This window comes from Amycolatopsis sp. A1MSW2902, assembly GCF_017312175.1.
GTDB classification, from domain to species: Bacteria; Actinomycetota; Actinomycetes; order Mycobacteriales; family Pseudonocardiaceae; genus Amycolatopsis; species Amycolatopsis nivea.
This window is the reverse complement of record NZ_QJPO01000001.1, coordinates 5,348,560-5,373,392: the sequence shown is the minus strand read 5'-3', so window position 1 is coordinate 5,373,392 and position 24,833 is coordinate 5,348,560. Positions and strand designations below refer to the sequence as shown.

Annotated in this window: 22 protein-coding genes; 15 read left to right on the top strand and 7 right to left on the bottom strand. The window is 69.2% G+C overall.

Features of this window, described 5'->3' with window-relative positions; translation table 11 throughout:
* Positions 1 to 67 precede the first annotated feature (67 nt).
* Positions 68 to 886, top strand: coding sequence for an alpha/beta fold hydrolase (locus DMP23_RS24655; RefSeq protein ID WP_337822648.1), 819 nt, complete (start codon positions 68 to 70; stop codon positions 884 to 886).
* Between the two features lies 1 nt (position 887).
* On the opposite strand, the gene DMP23_RS24650 is transcribed toward DMP23_RS24655, so the two are convergent.
* The 4 genes from DMP23_RS24650 to DMP23_RS24635 are packed head-to-tail and all read right to left on the bottom strand — an operon-like array spanning position 888 to position 4,584.
* Positions 888 to 1,658 (bottom strand): ATP-binding cassette domain-containing protein, encoded by a 771-nt coding sequence (locus DMP23_RS24650; protein WP_337822647.1) that lies wholly within the window; start codon positions 1,656 to 1,658, stop codon positions 888 to 890.
* Positions 1,655 to 2,683 (bottom strand): ABC transporter permease, encoded by a 1,029-nt coding sequence (locus DMP23_RS24645; protein WP_337822646.1) that lies wholly within the window; start codon positions 2,681 to 2,683, stop codon positions 1,655 to 1,657. The genes DMP23_RS24650 and DMP23_RS24645 overlap by 4 nt, the downstream gene beginning before the upstream one ends.
* Positions 2,680 to 3,681: a sugar ABC transporter substrate-binding protein gene (locus tag DMP23_RS24640; RefSeq protein WP_037810206.1), complete on the bottom strand. Its 1,002-nt coding sequence runs from the start codon at positions 3,679 to 3,681 to the stop codon at positions 2,680 to 2,682. The genes DMP23_RS24645 and DMP23_RS24640 overlap by 4 nt, the downstream gene beginning before the upstream one ends.
* A gap of 30 nt (positions 3,682 to 3,711) precedes the next feature.
* The gene (locus tag DMP23_RS24635) at positions 3,712 to 4,584 is read right to left on the bottom strand and encodes a sugar phosphate isomerase/epimerase family protein (RefSeq protein WP_337822645.1); all 873 of its coding nucleotides are present in this window, start codon (positions 4,582 to 4,584) and stop codon (positions 3,712 to 3,714) included.
* Between the two features lie 100 nt (positions 4,585 to 4,684).
* Between DMP23_RS24635 and DMP23_RS24630 the strand changes: the two genes are divergently transcribed.
* Positions 4,685 to 5,695, top strand: a complete 1,011-nt coding sequence (locus DMP23_RS24630; RefSeq protein ID WP_337822644.1) for a LacI family DNA-binding transcriptional regulator — start codon at positions 4,685 to 4,687, stop codon at positions 5,693 to 5,695.
* Positions 5,692 to 6,693, top strand: a complete 1,002-nt coding sequence (locus DMP23_RS24625; RefSeq protein WP_337822643.1) for a Gfo/Idh/MocA family protein — start codon at positions 5,692 to 5,694, stop codon at positions 6,691 to 6,693. Before DMP23_RS24630 ends, DMP23_RS24625 begins: the two co-directional genes overlap by 4 nt.
* A 1-nt stretch (position 6,694) precedes the next feature.
* Here the strand turns inward: DMP23_RS24625 and DMP23_RS24620 are convergent, their stop codons facing one another.
* Complete coding sequence (locus tag DMP23_RS24620) at positions 6,695 to 7,291, bottom strand: TetR/AcrR family transcriptional regulator (protein WP_037810210.1); 597 nt, start codon at positions 7,289 to 7,291, stop codon at positions 6,695 to 6,697.
* Between the two features lie 61 nt (positions 7,292 to 7,352).
* Here DMP23_RS24620 and DMP23_RS24615 point away from each other — a divergent pair, with 61 nt between their 5' ends.
* On the top strand, positions 7,353 to 8,012 hold the full coding sequence (locus DMP23_RS24615) for an SDR family NAD(P)-dependent oxidoreductase (RefSeq protein WP_337822642.1): 660 nt from the start codon (positions 7,353 to 7,355) through the stop codon (positions 8,010 to 8,012).
* A gap of 53 nt (positions 8,013 to 8,065) precedes the next feature.
* Positions 8,066 to 8,569 (top strand): GNAT family N-acetyltransferase, encoded by a 504-nt coding sequence (locus tag DMP23_RS24610; protein WP_037810212.1) that lies wholly within the window; start codon positions 8,066 to 8,068, stop codon positions 8,567 to 8,569.
* Positions 8,570 to 9,048: 479 nt separating this feature from the next.
* Here DMP23_RS24610 and asnB read toward each other — a convergent pair whose 3' ends face one another.
* Positions 9,049 to 10,890, bottom strand: a complete 1,842-nt coding sequence (asnB, locus tag DMP23_RS24605; RefSeq protein ID WP_037810214.1) for an asparagine synthase (glutamine-hydrolyzing) — start codon at positions 10,888 to 10,890, stop codon at positions 9,049 to 9,051.
* 424 nt (positions 10,891 to 11,314) lie between these two features.
* On the opposite strand from asnB, the gene kdpF reads away from it, so the two are divergent.
* Genes kdpF through DMP23_RS24575 form a run of 6 tightly spaced genes read left to right on the top strand, consistent with a single transcriptional unit; the run spans position 11,315 to position 19,040 of the window.
* Positions 11,315 to 11,416 (top strand): K(+)-transporting ATPase subunit F, encoded by a 102-nt coding sequence (gene kdpF / locus DMP23_RS24600; RefSeq protein WP_037358287.1) that lies wholly within the window; start codon positions 11,315 to 11,317, stop codon positions 11,414 to 11,416.
* 1 nt (position 11,417) lies between these two features.
* Positions 11,418 to 13,079 carry a potassium-transporting ATPase subunit KdpA gene (kdpA, locus tag DMP23_RS24595; RefSeq protein WP_337822641.1) on the top strand — a complete coding sequence of 554 codons (1,662 nt, stop codon included), beginning with the start codon at positions 11,418 to 11,420 and terminating at the stop codon, positions 13,077 to 13,079.
* A complete protein-coding gene (gene kdpB, locus DMP23_RS24590; protein WP_337822640.1) occupies positions 13,076 to 15,169 on the top strand; it encodes a potassium-transporting ATPase subunit KdpB in 2,094 nt (697 codons plus the stop codon). Before kdpA ends, kdpB begins: the two co-directional genes overlap by 4 nt.
* A 1-nt stretch (position 15,170) precedes the next feature.
* A complete protein-coding gene (locus DMP23_RS24585) occupies positions 15,171 to 15,782 on the top strand; it encodes a potassium-transporting ATPase subunit C (protein WP_134668034.1) in 612 nt (203 codons plus the stop codon).
* Between the two features lie 4 nt (positions 15,783 to 15,786).
* A complete protein-coding gene (locus tag DMP23_RS24580) occupies positions 15,787 to 18,345 on the top strand; it encodes a DUF4118 domain-containing protein (protein ID WP_238607842.1) in 2,559 nt (852 codons plus the stop codon).
* A complete protein-coding gene (locus tag DMP23_RS24575; protein ID WP_134727891.1) occupies positions 18,342 to 19,040 on the top strand; it encodes a response regulator in 699 nt (232 codons plus the stop codon). Before DMP23_RS24580 ends, DMP23_RS24575 begins: the two co-directional genes overlap by 4 nt.
* On the opposite strand, the gene DMP23_RS24570 is transcribed toward DMP23_RS24575, so the two are convergent.
* Positions 19,003 to 19,698 (bottom strand): hypothetical protein, encoded by a 696-nt coding sequence (locus DMP23_RS24570; RefSeq protein ID WP_337822639.1) that lies wholly within the window; start codon positions 19,696 to 19,698, stop codon positions 19,003 to 19,005. The two genes, DMP23_RS24575 and DMP23_RS24570, sit on opposite strands and share 38 nt — an antisense overlap.
* Before the next feature lie 181 nt (positions 19,699 to 19,879).
* Here DMP23_RS24570 and DMP23_RS24565 point away from each other — a divergent pair, with 181 nt between their 5' ends.
* The 4 genes from DMP23_RS24565 (at position 19,880) to smc (ending at position 24,799) form a co-directional block, all read left to right on the top strand.
* Entirely contained in the window at positions 19,880 to 20,149 is a 270-nt protein-coding gene (locus DMP23_RS24565) for a hypothetical protein (protein WP_337822638.1), read from the top strand.
* A gap of 18 nt (positions 20,150 to 20,167) precedes the next feature.
* A complete protein-coding gene (locus DMP23_RS24560) occupies positions 20,168 to 20,449 on the top strand; it encodes a hypothetical protein (RefSeq protein ID WP_078870323.1) in 282 nt (93 codons plus the stop codon).
* 271 nt (positions 20,450 to 20,720) lie between these two features.
* A complete protein-coding gene (locus DMP23_RS24555; protein ID WP_063697666.1) occupies positions 20,721 to 21,017 on the top strand; it encodes an acylphosphatase in 297 nt (98 codons plus the stop codon).
* A 179-nt stretch (positions 21,018 to 21,196) separates the two neighbouring features.
* Positions 21,197 to 24,799 (top strand): chromosome segregation protein SMC, encoded by a 3,603-nt coding sequence (gene smc, locus DMP23_RS24550; RefSeq protein WP_336160369.1) that lies wholly within the window; start codon positions 21,197 to 21,199, stop codon positions 24,797 to 24,799.
* The last annotated feature ends 34 nt before the right edge of the window (positions 24,800 to 24,833 follow it).

Sequence of the window (24,833 nt, the reverse complement as noted above, 5' to 3'; positions counted from 1 at the left end):
TTCGACATCTCTTTACGTCGTATAGTACCCTCGCGTCCGGCGATACTTTACGACGTAAAGAGATGAGATGGCTGAAGCGACTCTGCACGACGGAACGCGGATCGAAGCGCAGGTGCACGGGGACGGGCCGGTGCTGTTGCTCCCGGTCGACCCCCGGCCGGCGGAAGGACCGGAGGCCGAGGCGGCCCGGCAGTGGGGCGCCGATCCGGAGCTGGGCCGTTCGCTGATCGAGGGATTCGCCGGGTTCCGGGTGGTGGCCTTCGACTACCAGGGGCACCGGATGGCGCATCCGGCCGAGCTGACGCCGGACGCGATCGCGGCGGACTTCCTCGCCGTGGCAGATGCGGTCGGGGCGGCGCGGTTCTCCTATTACGGGTACTCGTGGCTGGCGCTTTCCGGGTTGCAGCTGGCCTTGCGGACGGATCGGCTGGACGCGCTGGTGATGGGCGGGTATCCGCCGCTGGACGGGCCGTATGCGGCCATGCTCGCGGTGACCCGGGCGACGCACGAGATGGCTCTAGCCGGGCCTACTGCTGAAACCAAAGGCGAGCCGGGGGACTGGGATTCGGTGGATGTCACGTTGTCCACCGGGCAGACGAAGCAGTTCGTGACGCTTTATGAGGCATTGCGGGATTTCGACGACCGGGCGGTCGAGCTGTCCTGCCCGCGGTTGTGTTTCGCGGGTTCGGAGGACCGGATCGTGTACAGCGAACGGTGGGGCGGGGTAACCGTCGACATCGCCGGGCCGCTGCTGCGCGAGCGCGCCGAACTGGAGGCGCGCGGGTGGACCGTCGAGGTGCTCGACGGCCTGGACCACATGAGCGCGATGCAGGCGGCCGCAGCGCTGCCGGTGGTGCGGCCGTGGCTGGAGAAAGCGGTCTCGTGAGCTATTGCCGCAGCTCGTGTTCCAGCGCCTCCAATTCCGCGCCACCGGCCATCTGCCGCGTCAGCTCGGGCAGCTCGATCTCCGACTTCTCGTAAGACCCGAGCGCCGTGCCGCGTTTGAGCAGCAGGAAGCGGTCGGCCACCGGGTACGCGTGGTGCGGATTGTGCGTGATCAGGACGACGCCCAGGCCCCGGTCGCGGGCCTGGGCCACGTACTTCAGCACCACCCCGGCCTGCTTCACGCCCAACGCGGCCGTCGGCTCGTCCAGGATCAGCACCTTCGCGCCGAAGTGGATGGCCCGGGCGATCGCGACGCACTGCCGTTCGCCGCCGGACAGCGTGCCGACTGGCTGCTCGACGTCGCGCAGGTCGATGCCGAGGTCGGCGAGGGCCTTCTTGGTCAGCTCCCGGCCTTTGCGCCGGTCCAGGGCGCGGAACGGGCCGAACCCCACGGTCGGCTCGGAGCCGAGGAAGAAATTGCGCCACACGCTCATCAACGGCACCACGGCGAGGTCCTGGTACACCGTGGCGATTCCGCGGTCCAGCGCTTCCCGGGGCGAGGCGAACCGCACCGGCGCGCCTTCGACGAGGAACTCGCCTTCGTCGTGCTGGTGCACCCCGGCGAGGATCTTGATCAAAGTGGACTTTCCCGCGCCGTTGTCGCCCAGCACGCAGGTGACCTCGCCCGCGTTGACCACAGTGGACACTTCGCGCAGCGCGACCACGGTGCCGTACCGCTTGCCGACGTTCTTGACTTCGAGAAGAGCGTTCATCGCCGGACCCTTTCCGCGCGCCGCCGCAGAGCGTTGTTGACCAGGACCGCCGCCAGCAGCATGATCCCGAGGAACAGCATGAACCAGTCGTTGTCCCACCCGGCGAACACGATGCCCTGGCGCGCCATGCCGAAGATCAGCGCGCCGATCGCCGCGCCGACGGCCGAGCCGAACCCGCCGGTCAGCAGGCAGCCGCCGATCACCGCGGCGATGATGTACTGGAATTCCAGCCCGATGCCCTGATTCGCCTGGACGCTCGCGAACCGCAGGATGTTGATCGAACCGACCAGCCAGCCGGCCAGCGCGGTGCCCATGAACAGCAGGATTTTCGTGCGCACCACGGGAACGCCGACCGAGCGGGCGCTGGTGGCGGAACCGCCGACCGCGAAGATCCAGTTGCCGAAGCGCGTCCGGACCAGCAGCCACGCGGCCACCGCGATCGCGCCGAGCCACCAGACGATGGAGATCTGGAACGGCGTGCCGCCGGCGTCCACAGTGGAGGCGAAGACGAAACCGGCGGACGCGTAGCCGTCGGTCGAGCGCATGCCGGAGACCTGCACGGTGCCGGTCACCAGCCGGGTGACGCCGAGGTTCAACCCTTGCAGGGCAAGGAAAGTGCCGAGCGTGACGATGAAGCTCGGCAGTCCGGTTTTCATCACCAGCCAGCCGTTGAACGCGCCGACCGCCAGTGCGAAGACCAGCGAGACGAGCAGCGCGAGCCACACGTTCCAGCCCGCTTGGGTGGCGAGGATCGCGGTGACCAGCGAGGTGGACGCGGTCATCACGCCCGCCGACAGGTCGAACTCGCCGCCGACCATCAGCAGCGACACCGCCACCGCCATGATGCCCAGCGTCGCGGCGTCGTCCAACCAGGTCGCGGCTCCGCTCGCGCTGAAGAACTTGTCGGAGGCGAAGGTGAAGAACAGGAAGACCACGACCGCGCCGAGCAGTGCGCCGATTTCCGGGCGGATCACCAGCCGGTCGGTCAGCCGCGGCTTCTCCAGCCGTTCGTCGAGGGTCGTCATCGGGTGCCCCTTTGCACGTACTGGCCGACCTTGTCCACTGTGGATTTGTCGACCAGGTCGGGTCCGGTGAGCACCGGTTTGCCGCCGCCGACGACGTTCGCGTTGTCCCGGTACAGCTTCAGGAACTGCACCGGGAGATAGCCCTGTTCGTACTGCTGCTGGTCGACCGCGAAGAGCACGTCGCCCGCCTTGATCGCGGCCACCACGTCGGAGTTGAGGTCGAACGTGGCGACCTGCGCCTTCGAGTTCACCGACTTGATCGCGCTCACCGCGCGGGCGGCGACCTGCGAGTTCAGCGTGAGGACCGCGTCGATCGACGAATCGGTCTGGACCGCGCCGCGGATGCGGGACTCGGCGTCGGTCGGGTTGGAGATGTCCACCTGCAGCGTCTGCACGGTGCCGGCGAACCCGGTCTTCGCGCCGTCGCAGCGTTGCGCCTGCCCGACGTTCCCTGCCTCGTGGATCACGCACAACAGCTTGTGCTTGCCGAGTTCCTTGAACTTCTTCCCGGCTTCTTCACCCGCGATCGACTCGTTCTGCCCGACGTGGGTGAGCGCGCCGTACGCCGCGCTTTTGTCCTCGCCGGAGTTGATGGTGATCACCGGGATCCCCGCGCGCACCGCGGCCTCAATGGACGGACGCAGCGCCTCGGGGTTCGCCATCGACACCACGAGCCCGCCGGTTTGCTGCGCGACCGCGTTGTCGATCAGCTTCGCCTGCGCGCCCGGATCGCCGTCCGAGGTGTATTCCACTTGTACGCCAAGGTCTTTGCCCGCTTGTTCGGCGCCGTTCTTCACCACGTTCCAGAACGCGTCGCCCGCGGTGCCGTGTGTGATCACCGAGACCTTCAGCGGTCCGGACGGCGTCGGCGCGGCGGCGGGCGCGGTCGTCTTCGGTTCGGCGGCCGGACCGGTGCACGCCGCCAGCAGCAAGCCCGCGGCCAGCAGGCCCGCCACCGCGCGGCCGGAGCGCCGTGCGCGCTCCCAGCGATGGGACATCGTTGTCTCTCCTCGCTTGTTTTTCCGACGTCAGCCGGTGATGGTGCGCAGGTACGAAAGGCTGGCCGCGACGTCGCGGCCAGGGCGGTCCACCGGGCTGTCGTCGCTCAGCGCGGTGTCCTGCTCCAGGACGTACCAGCCGTCGTAGCCCGCTTCGGCGACGGAGCGGACCATGGCTTCGATGTCGACGTCGCCCTCGCCGAGCGGCACGTAGAGACCCTTGCCGACTGCTTCAGCGTACGGGAGTTCGCCTGCCCGGACAGCGTTCGCCAGCTCGCCGCGGACGTCCTTGAGATGCAGGTGCCCGATCCGCTGGGGATGCCGCTGGGCGAGCGCGACCGGGTCGGTGCCGCCGATCAGCAGGTGGCCGGTGTCCAGGCAGAGCGGAAGGTCCGAATCGGCGAGGAATCGTTCCACCTCCGCCTCGGTTTCCACGTGCGTGCCGACGTGCGGGTGCAGGACTGTTGCCAGGCCGTGTTTTGCCGCTATGTCTCGGATCTTGCCTGCCGTGCGGACCAAAGTGGACCATTCGGCGTCGGTGAGAGTGGGCCGTTCGTCGTAGCCGTCGAGGCCGGTTGCCGCGGCGAGGACGAGCATCCCGCCGCCGCAAGCCGCGAAGAGCGCGGCTGAATCCTCGGCTTCGGCAACAGCCGCGTCCGGGTTCTCGTGCAGCGGCACCGCCAGGAACCCGCCGACGAGGTCGAGCCCATGGCTTTCCAGAAGCTTCTTCAACTCGGCCGGTTCGCGCGGCAGATAGCCGGGCGGGCCCAGTTCTGTTGCGGTGACGCCCAATTCGGCCATCTCGCCGAGCACCGCCGGGGCGTCGAGCACGCGGCCCCAGCCGGGAACCTCGCAGACTCCCCACGAGATCGGGGCGGCGGCGACGCGGATCTTCGCGGTCATGGATCCCTCTCCGGTCGGGGGACACGCTCTTGATTAGAGCGCTCTAATCTTGTAGCGTCCGACCCGTCGCGTCAAGCGCTTCTCCGGGGAGGTTTTCGAAATGGGGAAGCCCACCATGGAGGACGTCGCCGCGCGAGCCGGGGTCTCGCGGGCCTTGGTGTCGCTCGTGATGCGCAACGCGCCGAACGTCTCGGCGCAGCGCCGCGCGGCGGTGGCGAAAGCCGCCGAGGAGCTGGGTTATTCGCCGCACGTGATGGCGCGGTCGCTGGCGAGCCGGACGTCGACGGTGCTCGGCGTGATGGTGAACGACCTGCGCAACGCCTTCTTCGCCGACGTGGTGGAAGGGCTGGACGCGGCGGCGCAAGCGGCCGATTTCGATCTGATCCTCAACACCGGCGGGCGGATGCCCTCTCGGGAAGGCGCGGCGTTGCGCAGTCTTCTGTCGTTCCGTCCGGCTGGCGTCGTGCTGTTGTCGCCGGTGGTTCCGGCCGCTGCGATCGAGGCCGCGGCACGGCAGTGTCCGGTAGTATTGGTGTCGCGGACTTCTCGACTGTCCACTGTGGATACCGTGAACGACGACGGCGAGGCTGGCGCGGCATTGGCGGTCGAGCATCTGGTCCAGTTGGGACATCGGCGGATCGCGCATCTCGACGGCGGGGGAGCGGCCGGTGCCGCGGCCCGGCGGCGAGGGTTCCGGCAGGCGATGCGGGCGCACGGGCTGGAGCCGATCGTGGTGCGCAGCGAACACACCGACACCGCGGGCGAGAAAGCCGTGCAGGAATTGCTGTCCTCGTGCTCTCCGACCCCGACCGCACTGGTGGCGGGCAATGACTTCAACGCGGTCGGCGCGATCTCGGCGCTCGAGGAACACGGGTTGCGGGTGCCGGACGACGTTTCGGTGGTCGGCTACGACAACACGTCCTTGGCTTCCCTGCGGCACATTTCACTGACCACAGTGGACCAGCCGCGCGCGGAAATGGCGCGGTTGGCTTTCGACGCGCTTCTGGAGCGCATCCGCGGTGAACGCACTGAACCGGTGCGGCATCTGCTTCATCCGTCCCTGGTCGTGCGGGAGACCACGGGACCCAACTCAGGAGAGGCGCAGCGATGAGGGTGGGACTGGCAGGAGCCGGCCGGATCGGCGCCGCGCACGCGGAAACGCTCGCGGGATTCGACGAGGTCACGTCGGTGGTCGTAGCGGACGTGGATCCCGCGCGCGCCCAGTCGGTCGCTGCTCGGGTCGATGTCGAGGCGGCCGACGGAATCGACGCGCTGTTCCGGGCTGGTCTCGACGGCCTGGTCGTCGCGGCGGCCACGGACGCGCATCCGGAATTGATCATCCAAGCGGTCGACGCGCGGGTGCCGGTGTTCTGCGAGAAGCCGGTAGCCGCGGACATCCCTGGCACGCTCGCGGTGATCGACCGGATCGCGGACTCGGACGTCCCGGTCCAGATCGGCTTCCAGCGCCGGTTCGACGCGGGCTACCAGGCCGCGCGGGCCGCGGTGGAGAGCGGCGAACTGGGCTGGCTGCACAGTGTCCGGGCGACCACTTTGGACCCCGCGCCGCCGCCCGCCGCGTATATCGCGCATTCCGGCGGTCTGTTCCGGGACTGCGGGGTGCACGACTTCGACATCCTCCGGTGGGTGACCGGCCGGGAGGTCGAGGAGGTGTTTGCCTTGGGTCGCAACAAAGGCGAGCAGTTCTTCACGGACGCCGGAGACGTCGACACCGCAGCGGTCGCGCTGACTCTCGACGACGGAACTCTCGCGACGGTCTCGCTGACGCGCTACAACGGCGCGGGCTACGACGTGCGTTTCGAGGCCCTCGGGTCGCTCGGGAATGCCGTGGTGGGCCTGGACGACCAAGCACCGCTGCGGTCGGTGGAGCCAGGCGTCGAACCGTTGCCGGGACCGGCGTATCCGGGCTTCATGGAACGCTTCCGGACGGCCTACGCCGCTGAGCTGCGGGCATTCCTGGATGTTGCCGCCGGGCTTATCCCGTCGCCCGCGGGAGCGGCGGATGCGTTGGAGGCGTTCTACATCGCGGAGGCGTGCGAGGTCTCGCGGAAGGAGAACCGTCCGGTGCGGGTCGCCGAGGTGCGCCGGTAGGTCAAGCTCGCGGGCGAAGCAGCTTCTCCACCAACGTATCCACTAAATCTCCCGGCACCGCCGCCCCGGTGAGTGCACAGTAGACAATCGGCCCCAGCAGAGCGTCCATTGTGGCCTCCGGATCCAGCACCGGAGAAACCTCGCCCGCTTCGGCAGCCCGCGTCAGCATCTCGCGCTCCGCGATCTGCCGCGGCTCCAGGTAACGCTCGTGGAAGCGAGCCGCAGTCCCCACATCGTGCTGCGCTTCGGCCAGCAGGGTGAGCAGGCACTTGCCCGCCGGGTCTTCGGCGAGGAAGTGCGCGAAGTCGCGCAGGTACGCCCGGATGCTGTCGGCCGTCGGCAGTTCCGTCGGCACCGGCAGGCGCTTCTCGCTGTCCTCGATCAGCGTGTCCAGCAGGATTTCGACCTTCGACGGCCACCAGCGGTAGATCGTCTGCTTCGCGACGCCGGCCCGGCGTGCGATCGCTTCGACGGTCAGCCCGCCGAAGCCGTGCTCGACGAGCAGGTCGTCGGCGGCGTGGAGCACCGCCAGGCGAGCGGCCTCGTCGCGCCGGTTGCCGGAGCGTGCCCTGCGGGGCTGGGAATTGACTGCGGGCATACCGGGCACCTTACCGTGCTACTGTCTAGACGTGACGTTGCGTCTAGACAAAGGAGGGGTCATGGCGGCACGCCGGGCAGTGGTGGTCGGGGCTTCGCGGGGCTTGGGATTGGTGCTGGTCACCGAGTTGGACCGGCGCGGGTGGGAGGTCGTCGCGACGACCCGCGACGGATCGGTGCCGCGGGAAGGAATGCGGACCGAGCAGTTGGAGATGACCGACGACGCACAGATAGCCGCGTTGCGCGACAGAGTGGACGGCCCGCTCGATCTGCTCTTCGTGAACGCGGCGATCGACCGCGGGAATCTGCCGATCAGCGAAGTGCCCGCCGAGATGTTCGCCGAAGTGATGATCACCAATGCGTTGGGCCCGTTGAGAGTCCTCGAAGGACTGCACGGGTTGGTCGCGCCGGGCGGAACGGTCGCGGTGATGTCGTCGGAGCAGGGCAGCGTCTCGATGAACGTCGAACCCGGATACGAGCTGTACAAGGCGAGCAAGGCCGCGCTCAACCAGCTCATGCGCAGCTACGCCACTCGCCACGAGGGCGACGGGCGCACCAAACTGCTCATCGACCCGGGCCACAACCGGACGCGACTCGGCGGTCCGGACGCGCCGTTGCTGCCGGAGGAAAGCGTGCCCGCGGTCGTCGATGTGCTGGAAGCGCAGGCAGGCGAGCCGGGCTTGCGGTTCCTCGACCGCTTCGGCGAGCTGGTTCCCTGGTAACGACTGGGCCGATCGGGTAGCGCGGGACGGCTTCGCGTGCCAAGCTGCGGGGCGTGCCTGGATCCGGAGAATCCGAGATCGTGCTGATCCCGCTCGACGAGCAGGGGCTGGAGCGGCTTCTGGAAGCCGCGGTGGCCGACGCCGAACCGACCGAGGTCATGCCGCCGGTGGAAGGTCCCGCCGGGTGGACCGAAGCCCGCCGCGAAGCGTTTCTCGCATTCCACCGCCGGCGATCGCTCAATCCGGACACCGCCATCGAGACGACGTGGGTCGTGGAAGTCGACGGCCGGGTCTGCGGAGCCGCCCGGCTGCGCCCGGTGTCCGGACGGGCCGCGCTGGAGGTCGAGGCCGGAGTGTGGCTCGGCCGCTCGGCGCGCGGACGCGGAATCGGCCGCAAGGTAACCGCGGTCCTGCTGGACGCGGCCCGCGACGGCGGAGCGGCGAAGTTCGTCGCGACGACCACTGTGGACAACGCGGCGGCCCAGCGACTGCTGAGCGGAGCCGGCGCGGAACTGGACGTGCGCGGCACGGAGATCGACGCACACCTGGACTTCTGACTGCCCGGCTCGGTCCTGCGAGCGCCCGCTGGGGTTTTTCCGGCGGGCGCCGGAATTCCCACCCCAACCGCCGCCCGCCGCGCGCGATTCCGATGTCCGTGAGGGCCACCCTGAGGGAATCAGATTCCCTCAGGGTGGCCCTCACGGACGTTCGCACTGACCAGGGGCAGCTTCATGCGCCGCGCTCGCGGGGGTTTCTCGCGCGCGGCGGGCTGGCGAGGTCCGTGAAGGGCTCATTGAGGGAATCAGGTTCCCCCAATGAGCCCTTCACGGACCTCAGCGGGAGGAGCACCCCGGTGCGCCTCGTCGGCCGGTGCCCGCAGCGCCCTGGCAAGCGCCGCTACCGCGAACCCACCGCACACCGCGCTACTGAGAAAACCTCAATGCGGCATTGGGTGCGCTGAACGCAACCAATGCCGCATTGGGTGCGTCACATGCACCCAATGCGGCATTGGGGCGCTCGCCGGGCGAGCAGGAGGTCAGTTGAGTTCCAGCTCCGGCGAGTACATGTCGAACCAGTGGTGCAGGTCCAGCGCCCGGTCCATGCCGACCCGCTGGGCCTGGCTGATCGCCGCCGGGTCCGTCGCCGCCGACTGCTGCAGCCATTCCCGGCTGACCATCTGGAACAGCGGGTTGTCCTTCTGCGCCAAGGCTTCCTTGACCTGCTCCTGCAGCGCGATCGCGTACCCCGGGTCCTGAGTGGACGGATACGGGCTCTTCACCCGGTCCCGCACCGACGCCGGCAGCACGTGCTTCGTCGCGTGCCGCAGCAGGCTCTTTTCCCGGCCGTCGTAGGTCTTGAGCGACCACGGCGTGTTGTAGACGTACTCGACGAGCCGGTGGTCGCAGAACGGCACGCGGACTTCCAGGCCCACCGCCATCGACATCCGGTCCTTGCGGTCGAGCAGCTGCCGCACGAAGCGGGTCAGGTGGAGGTTGCAGATGACCCGCATCCGCGACTCCCGCTCGGATTCGCCGTCCAGCAAGTCCACTTGGGACACCGCGGTGCGGTACTGGTCGTCGATGTAGGAATCCAGGTCGAGCTTCGCGGCGAGACCCGGTTCGAGCAGCGAAGCACGGTCGTCCATCAGGCTGTTGCGGAACGCCAGCCACGGGAACGTGTCCGCCTTCACCGCGGCCTCGTCGTGGAACCAGCGGTACCCGCCGAACACCTCGTCGGCCGATTCGCCGGACAGCGCGACCGTCGACTCCGCCCGGATCGCCTTGAACAGCAGGTACAACGACGTGTCCATGTCGCCGAGACCCGTCGGGATGTCGCGGGCGCGCAGCACCTTGCGGCGCACCTCGGGGTCGCTCAGGTCGGCCGGGTTCAGCATCACGTCCTGGTGCGCGGAACCGACCAGCTTGGCGACGTCGCGGATGTAGGGCGAGTCGGGGGTGTCGCGCATTTCGTCGGGCTTGAAGTTCTCCTCCTGCCCGAAGAAGTCGACCGAGAAGGTGCGCAGCTGCTCGCCTTCCTCGGCCAGCCGCGCGGCGGCTAGACCGGTGACCGCGCTCGAGTCGAGGCCGCCGGACAGCAGCACGCAGCGCGGGACGTCGGCGACCAGCTGCCGGTGGACGATGTCGGTCATCAGCTCGCGCACGCGCTCGACCGTCGTCTCCTGGTCGTCGGTGTGCTGCTTCGCGTCGAGCTTCCAGTAGGTGCGGGTGTTGATGCCCTCCCGGGTCACCGTCACCACGGTGGCCGGGTCGACCTCGTGCATGCCCTTCCACAGCGACCAGCCCGGACGCTTCGTGAAGCCCATCAGCTCGCGCAGGCCGTCGCTGTCGACCGCCTTGCGCGCCAACGGGTTCGCCAGGATCGCCTTCGGCTCGGAGCCGAACAGGACGCCGTCGCGGGTGGGGTAGTAGTAGAACGGCTTGATGCCCATCCGGTCGCGGATCATCACGAGCTTCTGGTCGCGCTCGTCCCAGATCGCGAACGCGTACATGCCGTTGAGGTGGTCCACGACCTCGGCGCCCCACTGCAGGTACCCGTGCAGCACGACCTCGGTGTCGCTGTCGGTCTCCCAGCGGTGGCCCAGTTTGGTGAGTTCTTCACGAAGTTCGGAGAAGTTGTACGCCTCGCCGCTGTAGACCATCGCGACCTCGCCGTTCGGGGTCTTGACGCTCATCGGCTGGCGTCCGCCCGGCAGGTCGATGATGGCGAGCCGGCGGTGACCGAGAGCGACCGAGCGGCGGACCCAGGTCCCGCGGTCGTCCGGTCCTCGGCAGGCCATGGTCTCGGTCATCGCGTCCGCGATCTCCTGCTGCCGCGTGAGATCCGTGTCGTAGGAAACCCAGCCCGCGATTCCGCACATACGAGCCCTCCCTGAACCTAGTTAGTTAGTTGATACAACTATTGGTTACTCAGGTGTAACACGGACCCCCGACCGTTGTCTGCCCGAATTGCACTCTCTGTCCTTGATCCGCTACCAGCTGTGCCGCAAGTCACCCACCAACTACGGACCGTCACGTGACCCCGCTGACCCGGATGGCGCTTGACGCAGTGGCCCGGGTCACCGGCCGTCAAGATCGCGTAAACGCCCCCAGGTCGCGGCGTCAAGGAGGCGTCAGACGCGGGTGCTCACCCTCCGCGACGACCGCACAGTGGCTCTCGACCGACGGTCGCCCGTGCCGGGTGACCCTTCCTGAGAGGTGCCTCGTGGCGGATTTGCTGTACGCCCTATTGCTCATCGGCGTTTTCGCGGTGCTCGCCGGTGTCCTGCGCGGGCTGGAGAAGCTGTGAGCGGCGCGGGCACCGTGGCCAACATCGTCGGCGGACTGCTGGCGCTTGGCCTCCTCGGCTACCTGTTCGTCGCCCTCGTGAGGCCGGAGAAATTCTGAGATGAGTGACGTCGCGGCCGGCTTCCTGCAAGCCGGCGTGCTCCTGGTCGCCCTCGCGGTGGTCTACCAACCCCTCGGCGACTACCTCGCCCGCGTCTTCTCCACCGAGAAGCACCTGCGGATCGAGAGGACCCTGTACAAGATCGTGCGGGTCGACCCGAACACCGAACAGCACTGGAAGACCTACGCCTCGGGCGTGCTCGGCTTCTCGTTCGTCTCGGTGATCCTGCTGTACCTGCTGCAGCGCCTGCAGTCGATCCTGCCGTGGAACTTCGACCGCGGGCCGGTTTCGCCCGCCATCGCGTTCAACACCGCGGTTTCCTTCGTGACCAACACGAACTGGCAGTCCTACACGCCCGAGTCGACCATGGGCCACTTCGTCCAGATGGCCGGGCTCACCGTGCAGAACTTCCTCTCCGCGGGCGTCGGGCTCGCCGTGGCGATCGCGGTGACGCGCGGGTTCGTCCGCTCGCGCACCGACCGGCTCGGCAACTTCTGGGTCGACCTGACCCGCGGCACGATCCGCGTGCTGCTTCCGATGGCATTCGTGTTCGCGCTCGTCCTCGTCGCGCTCGGCGTCGTGCAGAGCCTGCGGTCCGGCGTCCCGGTGACGAACCCGGACGGCTCCAGCAGCACGATCGCGCTGGCCCCGGCGGCGAGCCAGGAAGCGATCAAGGAACTCGGCACGAACGGCGGCGGCATCTTCAACGCCAACTCCGCGCATCCGTTCGAGAACCCGAACGTCTGGACCAACGTCATCGAGATGTTCCTGATCCTCGTGATCCCGGTCTGCCTGACCCGCGCCTTCGGGCAGCTGGTCGGCAACCGCAAGCAGGGCTACGTCCTGCTGTCGGTGATGGCCGGTCTGTGGACGGCGATGCTCGCGGTGATCTGGACGTCCGAGGCGCGCACGAACAGCCCGTCGGCGCTGGCCGCGGGAGCGAATCTCGAGGGCAAGGAACAGCGGTTCGGCATCGGCGGCACGTCGCTGTTCGCCGACACCACCACCGGCACGTCGACCGGCGCGGTCAACGGGGCGCACGACAGCCTGTCCGGCCTCGGCGGCGGGGGCACGCTGCTGAACATGCTCTTCGGCGAGGTTTCGCCGGGCGGCGTCGGCACCGGGCTGTACGGGATCCTCGTCATGGCCGTGATCGCGATGTTCCTGGCCGGGCTGATGGTCGGGCGAACGCCGGAATACCTGGGCAAGAAGCTCGGCAAGCGCGAGGTCACCTGCGCGGCGATCTCGATGCTGGCGATGCCCACTGTGGTCCTGCTCGGCTCCGGAATCGCCCTGCTGCTGCCGGGCGCCCGGGACGCGCTCGGCAACTCGGGCCCGCACGGACTGTCGGAAGTCCTTTACGGCTACACGTCCGCGGGCAACAACAACGGCAGCGCGTTCGGCGGTCTCACCGCGACCAGCGACTGGTTCCAGGCGTCGCTGTCGGTGGCCATGCTGATCGGCCGGTTCGTGCCCATCGTCGCGGTGCTCTGCCTGGCGGGTTCGCTTGCCTCGCAGAAGAAAGTTCCCGAAACCTCGGGCACGCTGCCCACCACTGGGCCGCTGTTCGGGACGTTGCTGACCGGCACCGTCGTCCTCGTCGCGGCCCTCACGTTCATCCCGGCGCTCGCGCTGGGGCCGATTGCAGAGGCATTGGCATGACCATCACCCAAGAGCGGACTCCCGAAGAGGAGACGCAGCATCACGTAGAAAACGCTGGACGCGTCGGTGCCGGGGTTTTCAGCCCGAAGCAGCTGTGGTCGTCCATGCCGGACGCGCTGCGCAAGCTGAACCCGCGCCACCAGCTCAAGAACCCGGTGATGTTCGTGGTGTGGGCCGGTTCGGTCCTGACCACCGTCTTCGCGGTCACCGACCCGAGCGTGTTCTCGATCCTCATCGCGGTGTGGCTGTGGTTCACCGTCGTGTTCGCGAACCTGGCCGAGGCCGTCGCCGAAGGACGCGGCAAAGCGCAGGCGGAATCGTTGCGGCGGACCAAAAAAGAGACCGTCGCGCGGCGGCTCACCGAGGACGGTTCCGAGGAGCAGGTGCCCGGGGTGGACCTGCGGGTCGGCGACCGCGTGGTGGTCGAGGCCGGGGAGGTGATCCCGGGCGACGGCGACGTCGTCGAAGGCATCGCCACGGTCGACGAATCGGCCATCACCGGCGAGTCGGCCCCGGTGATCCGCGAGTCCGGCGGCGACCGTTCGGCGGTCACCGGCGGCACCACGGTGCTGAGCGACCGGATCGTCGTGCGGATCAGCACCAAGCCCGGCGAGTCCTTTGTGGACCGGATGATCGCGTTGGTGGAAGGCGCTTCCCGGCAGAAGACGCCGAACGAGATCGCGCTGACCATCCTGCTGTCGACGCTGACCATCATCTTCCTGCTCGCCGTCGTGGCGCTGCAGCCGATGGCCGCGTACTCCGGCAGCCAGCAGTCGGTGATCGTGCTGAGCGCGCTGCTGGTCTGCCTGATTCCGACCACGATCGGCGCGCTGCTGAGCGCGATCGGCATCGCCGGAATGGACCGGCTGGTGCAGCGCAACGTCCTCGCCACCTCCGGTCGAGCGGTCGAAGCCGCCGGAGACGTCTCGACGCTGCTGCTCGACAAGACCGGAACGATCACCTTCGGCAACCGGCGCGCGACCGAGCTGATCCCGGTCGGGAAGTCCACTATGGACGATCTGGCGCGCGCGGCCCGGCTCTCCAGCCTCGCCGACAGCACGCCGGAAGGACGCAGCATCGTCGAGCTGATCGCCGAGCAGCACGGGCTTCCGGGCGCGGCGGACGACAGCGAGAAGCTCGCCGAGTTCGTTCCGTTCACCGCCCAGACCCGGATGAGCGGCGTCGACCTGGACGGCCGCGAGGTGCGCAAGGGCGCGACCTCGGCGGTGCGCCAGTGGGTGCGCGACCGCGGCGGCGACGTTCCGGACGAGACCGAACGCGTCGTGGACGAGATCAGCCAGCAGGGCGGAACCCCGCTGGTGGTCGCGGAAGCGGCGAACGGGACGGCGTTCGTGCGCGGGGTCATCCGGCTGTCGGACGTGGTGAAGCCGGGCATGAAGGAGCGGTTCGAGGAACTGCGCTCGATGGGCATCAAGACGGTGATGATCACCGGCGACAACCCGCTCACCGCGCGCGCGATCGCCGAGGACGCGGGCGTCGACGACTACCTCGCCGAGGCCAAGCCCGAGGACAAGATGGCGCTCATCAAGAAGGAACAGGAGGGCGGGCGGCTCGTCGCGATGACCGGCGACGGCACGAACGACGCGCCCGCGCTCGCACAGTCCGACGTCGGCGTGGCGATGAACACCGGGACCATGGCGGCCAAGGAGGCCGGGAACATGGTCGACCTCGACTCGAACCCGACGAAGCTGATCGAGATCGTCGGCATCGGCAAACAGCTGCTGATCACCCGCGGCGCGCTCACCACGTTCAGCGTGGCGAACGACCTGGCGAAGTACTTCGCCATCCTGCCCGCGATGTTCACCGGCATCTTCGCCCAGCTCGGCGCGCTCAACATCATGCACCTGGCGACGCCGAAGTCGGCGATCCTCTCCGCGGTGATCTTCAACGCGCTGATCATCGTCGCGCTGATCCCGCTCGCCCTGCGCGGCGTGCGGTACCGGCCGTCGTCGGCGTCCGCGCTGCTGCGCCGCAACCTGCTCGTCTACGGCCTCGGCGGGATCGTCAGCCCGTTCCTCGGGATCTGGGTGATCGACCTGATCGTGCGCCACATTCCAGGGATTGGCTGACATGAACGTCTTGCTCAAGCAGACCTGGGCGGGCCTGCGCCTGCTCCTCGCGATGACCGTGCTGCTCGGCATCGGTTACCCGCTGGGCGTGTGGGCGGTGTCCCGCGTCCCCGGCCTCCAGGGGCACGCGGAGGGTTCGGTGGTGACGCTGCACGGCCAGGCCGTCGGCTCGTCGCTGATCGGGATCGACCCGGTCGCCGCCGACCCCGCGCGCGACCCGTGGTTCCACAACCGGCCCTCGGCCGGTTCGAAGGACGTGCTCGGGCCGGGCGACCCGTCGACGTCGGGGCCGTCCAACAAGGGGCCGTACAACGAGGATCTGACCAAAGCCATCGCGCAGCGGCGGGCGCTGATCGCCCAACGCGAGGGCGTCACCCCGGCGGAGGTGCCCGCGGACGCGGTGACCGCTTCGGGCTCGGGCCTCGACCCGGCGATCAGCGTCGCGTACGCCGATCTCCAGGTGCTTCGCGTGGCCCGCAACACCGGGTTGAGCGAGGAGAAGGTGCGGCAGCTGGTCGCGGACAACACGAGCGGCAACGGGATCGGGGTGCCGGGCGTGAATGTGCTCCGGCTCAACCTTGCCGTGCATTCGGCCGCTCCTGGCGCACACTGACACAGTGAGCACCCCTGACACACCCCCGAAGCCGCGCCGAGGCGAGCTGCGCATCTACCTCGGCGCGGCTCCGGGCGTCGGCAAGACCTTCGCCATGCTCGGCGAAGCCCGCCGTCGGCTGGACCGCGGCACGGACGTGGTCGTCGGCCTGGTCGAAACGCACGGCCGCGAGAAGACCGCCGACCTGCTCGACGGGCTGGAGGTCGTGCCTCGGCGCACGGTCAGCCATCGCGGGCACGAGTTCGCCGAGATGGACCTCGACGCGGTGCTCGCCCGCGCGCCCGAGGTCGTCGTCGTGGACGAGCTGGCGCACACGAACGTGCCCGGCGGGCGGCACGAGAAGCGCTGGCAGGACATCGACGAGCTGCTCGACGCGGGCATCGACGTGCTGTCCACGGTCAACGTGCAGCACCTGCAGAGCCTCAACGACGTCGTCGAGCGCATCACCGGCGTCACCCAGCAGGAAACCGTGCCGGACGAGGTCGTGCGCCGCGCGGAGCAGCTGGAGCTGGTGGACATCACGCCGGAGGCGCTGCGGCGGCGGCTCGCGCACGGCAACGTCTACCCGGCCGAGCGCATCGACGCCGCGCTGGGCAATTACTTCCGGCCCGGCAATCTCACCGCTTTGCGCGAGCTGGCGCTGCTGTGGGTGGCCGACCAGGTCGACGTCGCGCTGCAGCGTTATCGCGCCGAGCAGAAGATCACCGATACGTGGGAAACGCGCGAACGGGTGGTCGTGTCGATCACCGGCGGTCCGGAAAGCGAGACGCTGATCCGGCGCGCCAGCCGGATCGCCACCCGGGCGGGCGCGGAACTGCAGGTCGTGCACATCCTGCGCGGCGACGGCCTGGCCGGGCTCGGGCCGACCGCGATGGCCCGCTGCCGCACGCTGGCCGAGGAGGTCGGCGCGACGTTCCACGCGGTGGTCGGCGACGACGTGCCGACGGCGCTGCTCGATTTCGCGCGCGGGGTCAACGCGACGCAGCTGGTCATCGGCACCTCGCGGCGGTCACGAATCGCGCGGCTTTTCGACCAGGGGATCGGCGCGACCGTGGTGCAGCAGTCCGGGCCGATCGACGTGCACATGGTCACGCACTCCTACGCCGGCGGACGGCTGCGGGCGCGGCTGGGCACGAGCCCGCTGGCCCCGTCGCGGCTCGTGCTGGGCTGGGTGCTGAGCATCGTGGCACCGGTCATCGCGACCGGCCTCGGCGTGCTGCTGCGCGACGCGGTCGAGTTCTCCACCGATGTGATCCTTTACGTGCTGGCCACCGTCATCGTCGCGTTGGTGGGCGGGCTCGGTCCGGCGCTGGTGGCCGCGATTTTCGGGGCCGGGCTGCTGAATTTCTTCTTCACGCCGCCGCTGTACACGCTGAATGTGCACAGTCCGCAGAATGTCGTGACGCTGATCGTGATGATCGTGGTGGCGGTGATGGTGGCGCTGGTCGTCGCTTCCGCCGCCCGGCGGGGCGTGGCGGCGGCGCGGGCTCGCACGGAGGCGTCGTTGTTGGCGTCTTATGCGCGAACGGTGTTGACCAATCCGAACCCGATCGAGCGGTTGCTGGAGAAGGTACGAGAGAACTTCGGCCTCACTTCCGTGACGCTGCTGGAGAAACGCAATGGCAAGTGGGACAAGGTCGCGCTGTCCGGCGGGGAGCCGTGTGCGGATCCGGATGAGGCCGATGTGGACATTGCGGTGACCGCTGACGTCCACCTGACATTGCGCGGTCGCGCATTGCCCGCGGCGGACCGCCGGGTGCTGGAAGCCGTTGCAGGACAAGCGTTGCTCGCCTTGCGGCAGCAGCGTATGGCAGCGGCTGCGGCGGCCGCCGAACGCAAGGCCGAGGCGACGGAATTGCGCACGACGCTGCTGTCCGCGGTCGGACATGACCTGCGGACGCCGCTCACGTCCATCAAGGCGGCGATCGGCAGCCTGCGCGCGCCGGATCTTTCGCTGTCCGATGAGGACACTGAGGAACTGATGGAAGCCGTGGAGCTTTCCGCGGACCGGCTCGCCGGGCTGATCGACAACCTCCTCGACTCGTCGCGGCTGGCGACCGGAGCGGTCACCCCGCACCTGAGGCCGGTCGGCTACGACGAAGTGGTCGCGCATGCACTGTCCAATGTGGACAATTCGCAGCAAGTGCAGGTATCGGTGGACGCGCGATTGCCTTCGGTGCAAGCGGATCCCGGCCTGCTGGAACGAGTGATCGCGAACGTGCTCGACAACGCTCTCCGACACGGCGGCGGCGACGTTTCCGCGCGGGCGAGCGCACATTCGGAATTCGTGGAACTGCGGATCGTCGACCATGGAAAGGGTCTGCGGAAGGGGACCGCGGAGTCCGCGTTCGCGCCGTTCCAGCGGCTGGGCGGCGACCGGGACTCGACGCCGGGCGTCGGGCTCGGCTTGTCGGTCGCGAAGGGGTTCACCGAGGCGATGGGCGGTACCGTTCGCGCGGAGGACACTCCTGGTGGAGGGTTGACGGTGGTGATCTCGCTGCCGGCCTGTACCGGCCGGGAACTCGTGGAAGCCGAACCGGCGGAGGAGGGGGTGGCGCGATGACTGCCGATCCAGCGGCGACGGTACTGGTCGTCGACGATGAACCGCAGATCGTGCGGGCGTTGCGGATCAACCTCAACGCACGCGGGTACAAAGTGATCACCGCACACGACGGGACCGCTGCGCTGAAAGCGGTCGCCGAAACGAAACCCGACGTGGTGGTGCTCGATCTCGGCCTGCCTGATCTCGATGGCACCGAGGTGATCGCAGGCCTGCGTGGCTGGACGACGGTGCCGATCATTGTGCTGTCCGCGCGCGGTGATTCGGCGGACAAGGTCCAGGCACTGGACGCCGGTGCGGACGATTACGTCACCAAACCGTTCGGCATGGACGAACTCCTGGCCCGCCTGCGAGCCGCGGTCCGCCGCTCGTCGGTCGGCGGCACGGACGGCGCGGAAGCGGTGGTGGACACCGGCTCGTTCACGATCGACCTGGCCGCGAAGAAGGTGCTGCGCGAGGGACGCGAGGTGCACCTGACCAAGACGGAATGGGGAGTGCTGGAACTGCTGGTCCGCAACCGCGGCCGGCTGGTGGCGCAGAAACAGCTGCTGCACGAGGTGTGGGGACCGTCGTATGAGACGGAATCCCATTATCTGCGGGTGTATCTGGCGCAATTGCGGCGGAAGCTGGAGCCGGAGCCTTCACGGCCGCGGCACTTGCTCACCGAACCCGGGATGGGTTACCGCTTCGAGCTCTGATCCCGCGCCAGTAGTCGTGGTGGAGATCGCTGAATCGCACCGGGTCGACTGCCGCGGGGTCGGTCAGCAGTTCGATCACCGCCGCGCCCTCGGGAATCCGGCGGACGCTGGACTCCAGTGCCGTCGGCACGGTCGGCAGCAGCCGGTAGCGGTCGGCGTCGAAGTAGGTCCACCAGCCCAGCCGCCGCGGCCAGACGCCAACTGGTGGTGGGGCGTCGGACAACGGATCGGTCAGCTCGGCCCAGATCTGCGTCAGGGACCACTCGTCTTCGACGCGGCCGAAGAACGCGCCCGTTCGGGCTGCGACGGCCAGCCACAGGCCGGTGAGGAGACGGTGCAAGTCCCGGAACGGCTGGGCCCGCGGCGACGGCTCCCGGCAGCTGTGGACCGAATCGAGGTCCAGGCGCACCTGGTCCCAGCCTCGTCCGCGGCCCGGGCGGCTGTTCAGCCCGATGTCCGTCTCGGATCCGGTCCACAGATTGGTGGCCCAGGAGCCGGTGACCAGGCCACGGACCATCTCGTCGCGGTCGACCACGCGGTGCTCGCCCTCGTGCCCGGGAGCGTTGTCGAATCCGTTGCATCCGCCGCCCGGCCGGATCGGGGACAGGCCAGCGGTTTCCGCCTGTTCGAGAATCTGCTCGACAGTGCCAGTGGTCAACGATCCTTCAGGCAGCGCCAACGTCCAGGACCAGTTCGAACCCATGCCGCACATCTTGGCAGCGGCCACTCTTCGTAGCCAGACGGGCAAAGCACAAAGCCCCCATCGAAGAATGGGGGCTTTGCAGCGCAGATTAGAAGCGGGTTGCCGCAGCAGGAGCCTTCACGGACCTCAGCGGCTGGTGGAACTCGACGGGTTGGTGTCCGAAGTGGACGCACTCGGCGTCGACGAGGTGCTGCCGCCGGTGGAGCTGCTGCCCGGCGGGGGCTTCGGCGACGAGCTGTCGGACGGCGTCGGCGTCGTGCTGCTGTCCGGGGGCGTTGTCGTGTCCGGAGGCGGCGTGACGGTCTTCGTGGTCGGTGTGTCGCTGCGCGGCGTGCTCGAGGAACTGCCCGGGTTCCCGCCAGGGCCCGGCACCGGTTGCCCGCCACCCGGCTGTCCGCCAGGCTGACCGGCGTTCGGCGGAGGAGTGATCACGCTCGTCGTCGGCTTCCCGTCCGGGCCCACGGCCACCACCGTGGTCGGGGTCGGCGGGGAGGTCTGGCCGGGGGTCGGCGAGCCGGGGACGGTCATCGGGCCGCCGGGGACGGCGTTGCCCGGCACGACTACCTGGGAGCTGCCCTGCAGTCCGCCTTGGCCGCCGCCGGTGGTGTTCGTCGCGGTGTCGGTGACCGAGCCGGGGCCGGCGAGTTCGGCGACCGCGGCGAAGGCCGTCGCGACCACGAGGCCGCTGACGCCCAGGATCGCGTAGCCGGAGCGGCTCAGCCTCCCGCTTGCGCCCTTCGGCGGAGCGGTGGGGGCAGCGCTCACCGCGATCTCGGGCGACGCTGAGCTTGGTTCAGGCCCGTCGGGACGGGACATGCAGGCTCCTTAGAAGGGGTCAACGCTCAAGTCGAGGGGCGGCAACGGGGGAGCGGGGCTCCGGCCCCGGATGCCAGGCGGGAGGTTATCACTGCTCAGCACCCGTTCGCGCGACCGAGGGACGGGGCCGTCACCGTCCGCAGCCGGGGGTGTGCGGCAGGATGGGGCCGGTGAACGAGCAGGAATCGCCCGTCCGGCTGGCCGCCTGGGTGCACGGGCAGGTGCAGGGTGTCGGTTTTCGCTGGTGGACCCGGAGCCGGGCGCTGGAACTCGGGCTGACCGGATTCGCCAGGAATCTCCCGGACGGGCGTGTCGAGGTGGTCGCGGAGGGTAGCCGGGGCAACTGTGCGCAGTTGCTGAGCGCGCTGCGCTCCGGAACCTCACCCGGAAGAGTGGATCAGGTAGTTGAACGCTGGACCGCCGCCAAGGGCGGGCTGGACGGGTTCGCCGAACGCTGAGGCGGGTGGGGCGGCTGCGGCTGACGGGGTGCCTGGGGTTGCCGGGGCGGTCGGTCCTGTGCTAGGCGCGCCCGGGCGGCCCGGCCTCCCACGGCGCCGGAGAACCCCCGGGTAGCCTGTCCCGAACCGGGGGAACCGGTAGCCATCCAGTACCCGTGGCCAAGAGGGGTCGGCAGCACGTGCACCTGAAAAGCCTGACGCTCAAGGGCTTCAAGTCCTTCGCCTCGGCGACCACGCTGCGCTTCGAACCCGGCATCACCTGCGTGGTCGGCCCGAACGGCTCCGGAAAGTCGAACGTCCTCGACGCGCTGCGCTGGGTCATGGGCACCCAGGGCGCGAAGGACCTGCGCGGCGGCAAGATGGAAGACGTCATCTTCGCCGGCACCGCGGGACGCGCCCCGCTCGGCCGCGCCGAGGTCACGCTCACCATCGACAACGCCGACGGCGCGCTGCCGATCGAGTACGCCGAGGTCTCCATCACCCGCCGGATGTTCCGCGACGGCGCGAGCGAGTACGAGATCAACGGCGACCGATGCCGGCTGATGGACGTCCAGGAACTGCTGTCGGACTCCGGCATCGGCCGCGAGATGCACGTCATCGTCGGGCAGGGCCAGCTGTCGGCGATCCTGGAATCCAAGCCCGAGGAGCGGCGCGCGTTCATCGAGGAGGCCGCGGGCGTCCTCAAGCACCGCAAGCGCAAAGAGCAGACCCTGCGCAAGCTCAACAACATGCAGGGCAACCTCGACCGGCTCACCGACCTCACCACCGAACTGCGCCGCCAGCTCAAACCGCTGGGCAAACAGGCCGAGATCGCCCGCAAGGCCCAGTCGGTGCAGTCCGACCTGCGCGACGCCCGGCTCCGGCTGCTCGCCGACGACCTGGTCACCCAGCGCGAGTCCATCCAGCGGGACGAAGCCGACGAGCGCACCGCCCGCCAGCGCCGCGCCGAGGTCGAGCAGGCGTTGGAAATCGTGTCCGCGGAAGAAACCGAGCTGGAGGCTTCGCTCGCCGAGGACGCGCCGCGGCTGCAGATCGCGCAGGAGACTTGGTACAAGCTGTCCGCGCTCACCGAGCGGTTGCGCGGCACCGTACGGCTGGCCGTCGAACGGCAGCGGCACCTTTCTTCCGACGTCTCCGCGCCCACCGGCGGCCGTGACCCGGAGGAACTGCTCGCCGAGGCGGAACAGGCCGCCGAGCGCGAGCAGGAGCTGACCGAAGCGGTCATGGAGGCCCGCGAACTTCTCGCGGAAACCGTGCTGCGCCGGGAAGATCTCGAACAGCGGGTGCAGGCCGCGGAGCGCGCGCACTGGGCCGCGGTCCGGGCGATCGCCGACCGTCGCGAGGGCATGGCGAAGCTGACCGGTCAGGTCGAAGCGTTGCGCAGCAAGAACGGCGCGACCGCGGAAGAGGTCGACCGGCTCACCGTCGGGCTGCAGGAAGCGGCCGAGCGCGCGGAAATCGCGGTCGAGGAGCTGGAAGAAGCCAAAGCCGTTGGCGGCACGGAGGAATCCGACGACGCCGAGCTGCAGCAGCGCCACGACCGCGCGGTGGAGGCGAACAACGCCGCCAAGGCTCGCGTCGAAGAACTGGTGAAGGCCGAGCGCGGTTCCGAGCGCGAGATCGCGTCGGAGAAGGCCCGCGTCGAGGCCCTGTCGATGGGGCTCAAGCGCAAGGACGGCGCGGGTGCGCTGCTCGGCGCGTCCGCGGAATTGCCGGGCCTGCTCGGTTCGGTCGCCGCGTTGCTGACCGTGCAGCCGGGGCACGAGGTCGCGCTGGCCGCCGCGCTCGGACCGGTGGCCGACGCGGTCGCGGTGTCCGGCGGCGAGAACGCGCTGTCCGCGCTGAAGTACTTGAAGGAAACCGATTCCGGCCGCGCCGGGATCGTGCCGGCCGGTGCTGGGTCCACTGTGGACATCAGCTCGTGGCCGCCGCTGCCCGAGGGCGCCCGCTGGGCTCGCGAGGTCGTCAGCGCGCCGGAGCAGCTGCGTCCCGCGGTCGAGAAGGCGCTGGACCGGCTCGCGCTGGTGCCGGATCTGGAAAGCGCGCGCCAGCTCGTGGCGCAGCACCCGCAGGTGCGGGCGGTCACCGCCGAGGGCGATGTCTTCGGGGCCGACTGGATCGCCGGTGGTTCCGCCGCTCGTGAGAGCGTGATCGAGGTCCAGGCAGCGGTCGACGAGGCGCAGGAACGCTTGCGTACGGCCGAACGCGCGCTGGAGCAGTACTCCGCCGAACTGGAAGGCGCACGCGCCGAGCAGCGGTCCCGGCGCGAAGAGGTCGGGCAGGCGAAGGACGCGCTGGGCGAAGCCAAGGTGCGCAAGGCCCGTTCCTCCGAGCGGCTCAACCGGTTGCAGCAGGCGGCGCGGTCCGCGCAGGCCGAGGTCGAGCGGCTGACCCAGCAGCGTGCGAAGGTCGAGCAGAGCCGCGAGCAGGCGCTGGAACAGTTGGCAGAGCTGGAAGAACGCCTCGCCGCGGTCGCCGAGCAGCCCGTCGAAGACGACCCGGACACCGCCGAGCGCGACGAAGCCGCCGAGCAGCTTGCCGTGGTGCGGCAGGAAGAAGTCGAAGCGCGGCTCGCGCAGCGCACCGCCGAGGAACGCGCGCGCAGCATCGCCGGGCGCGCGGAATCGTTGCGCCGCGCGGCCTATGCCGAGCAGCAGGCCCGCGAGCGCGCGGCCAAGGCCCGGGAAGCGCGCGAGCGTGGCGCGGAAATCGCGAACGCTGTCGTCAACGCCGGTGAATTCGCGCTGGAGCGGATCGAACTGTCCGTGCAGCGCGCGGCCGCCGAGCGCGACGAAGCCCAGGCGCAGCGCCAAACCCGCGAAACCGCGCTCACCGCGGTGCGCGCGAAGGTGCGCGAGCTGTCCGGCGAACTCGAGAAGCTGACCGACGCCGTCCACCGCGACGAGGTGCTGCGCGCCGAGCAGAAGCTGCGGCTGGAAACGCTGGAAGCGAAGATCGCCGAGGACTTCGGCATCGGGCTGGCGGACCTGGTCGAGGAGTACGGGCCGAACGTGCCGGTGCCGCCGAGCGCGGGCGAGATGGCCGAGTACGAGGCGGCCAAGGAGCGCGGCGAGGACGTCACCCCGCCGCCGCCGATGCCGTACGACCGCGACACCCAGGCCCGCCGCGCCAAGCGCGCGGAGAAGGACCTGACCCTGCTGGGCAAGGTGAACCCGCTGGCGCTGGAGGAATTCGCGGCGCTGGAGGAGCGGTACAAGTTCCTCTCCACCCAGCTGGAAGACCTCAAGGACACCCGCAAGGACCTCGAGGCCGTCATCAAGCAGGTCGACGAGAAGATCCTGGAGGTCTTCACCTCGGCCTACGCCGACGTGGCGCGCGAGTTCGAGACCGTCTTCGGCGTGCTGTTCCCCGGCGGCGAGGGCCGGATGGTGCTCACCGAGCCGAACGACCTGCTCGCCACCGGCGTCGACGTCGAGGCGCGCCCGCCGGGCAAGAAGGTCAAGCGGCTGTCGCTGCTGTCCGGTGGCGAAAAGTCGCTGGTGGCGGTCGGCATGCTGGTGGCGATCTTCCGCGCCCGCCCTTCGCCCTTCTACGTGATGGACGAGGTCGAGGCGGCGCTGGACGACACCAACATGCGCCGGCTGATCGGCCTGCTGGAGCAGTTGCGCGATTCGTCGCAGCTGATCATCATCACGCACCAGAAGCCGACGATGGAGATCGCCGACGCGCTGTACGGCGTGAGCATGCAGGGCGACGGCATCACGAAGGTGATCTCGCAGCGGCTGCGCACCGCGGAAGAGGAACCCGTCCCGGCTTCCTGAGCGGGGTTGCGCCGTTCAGCCGATCCTGCCCGAA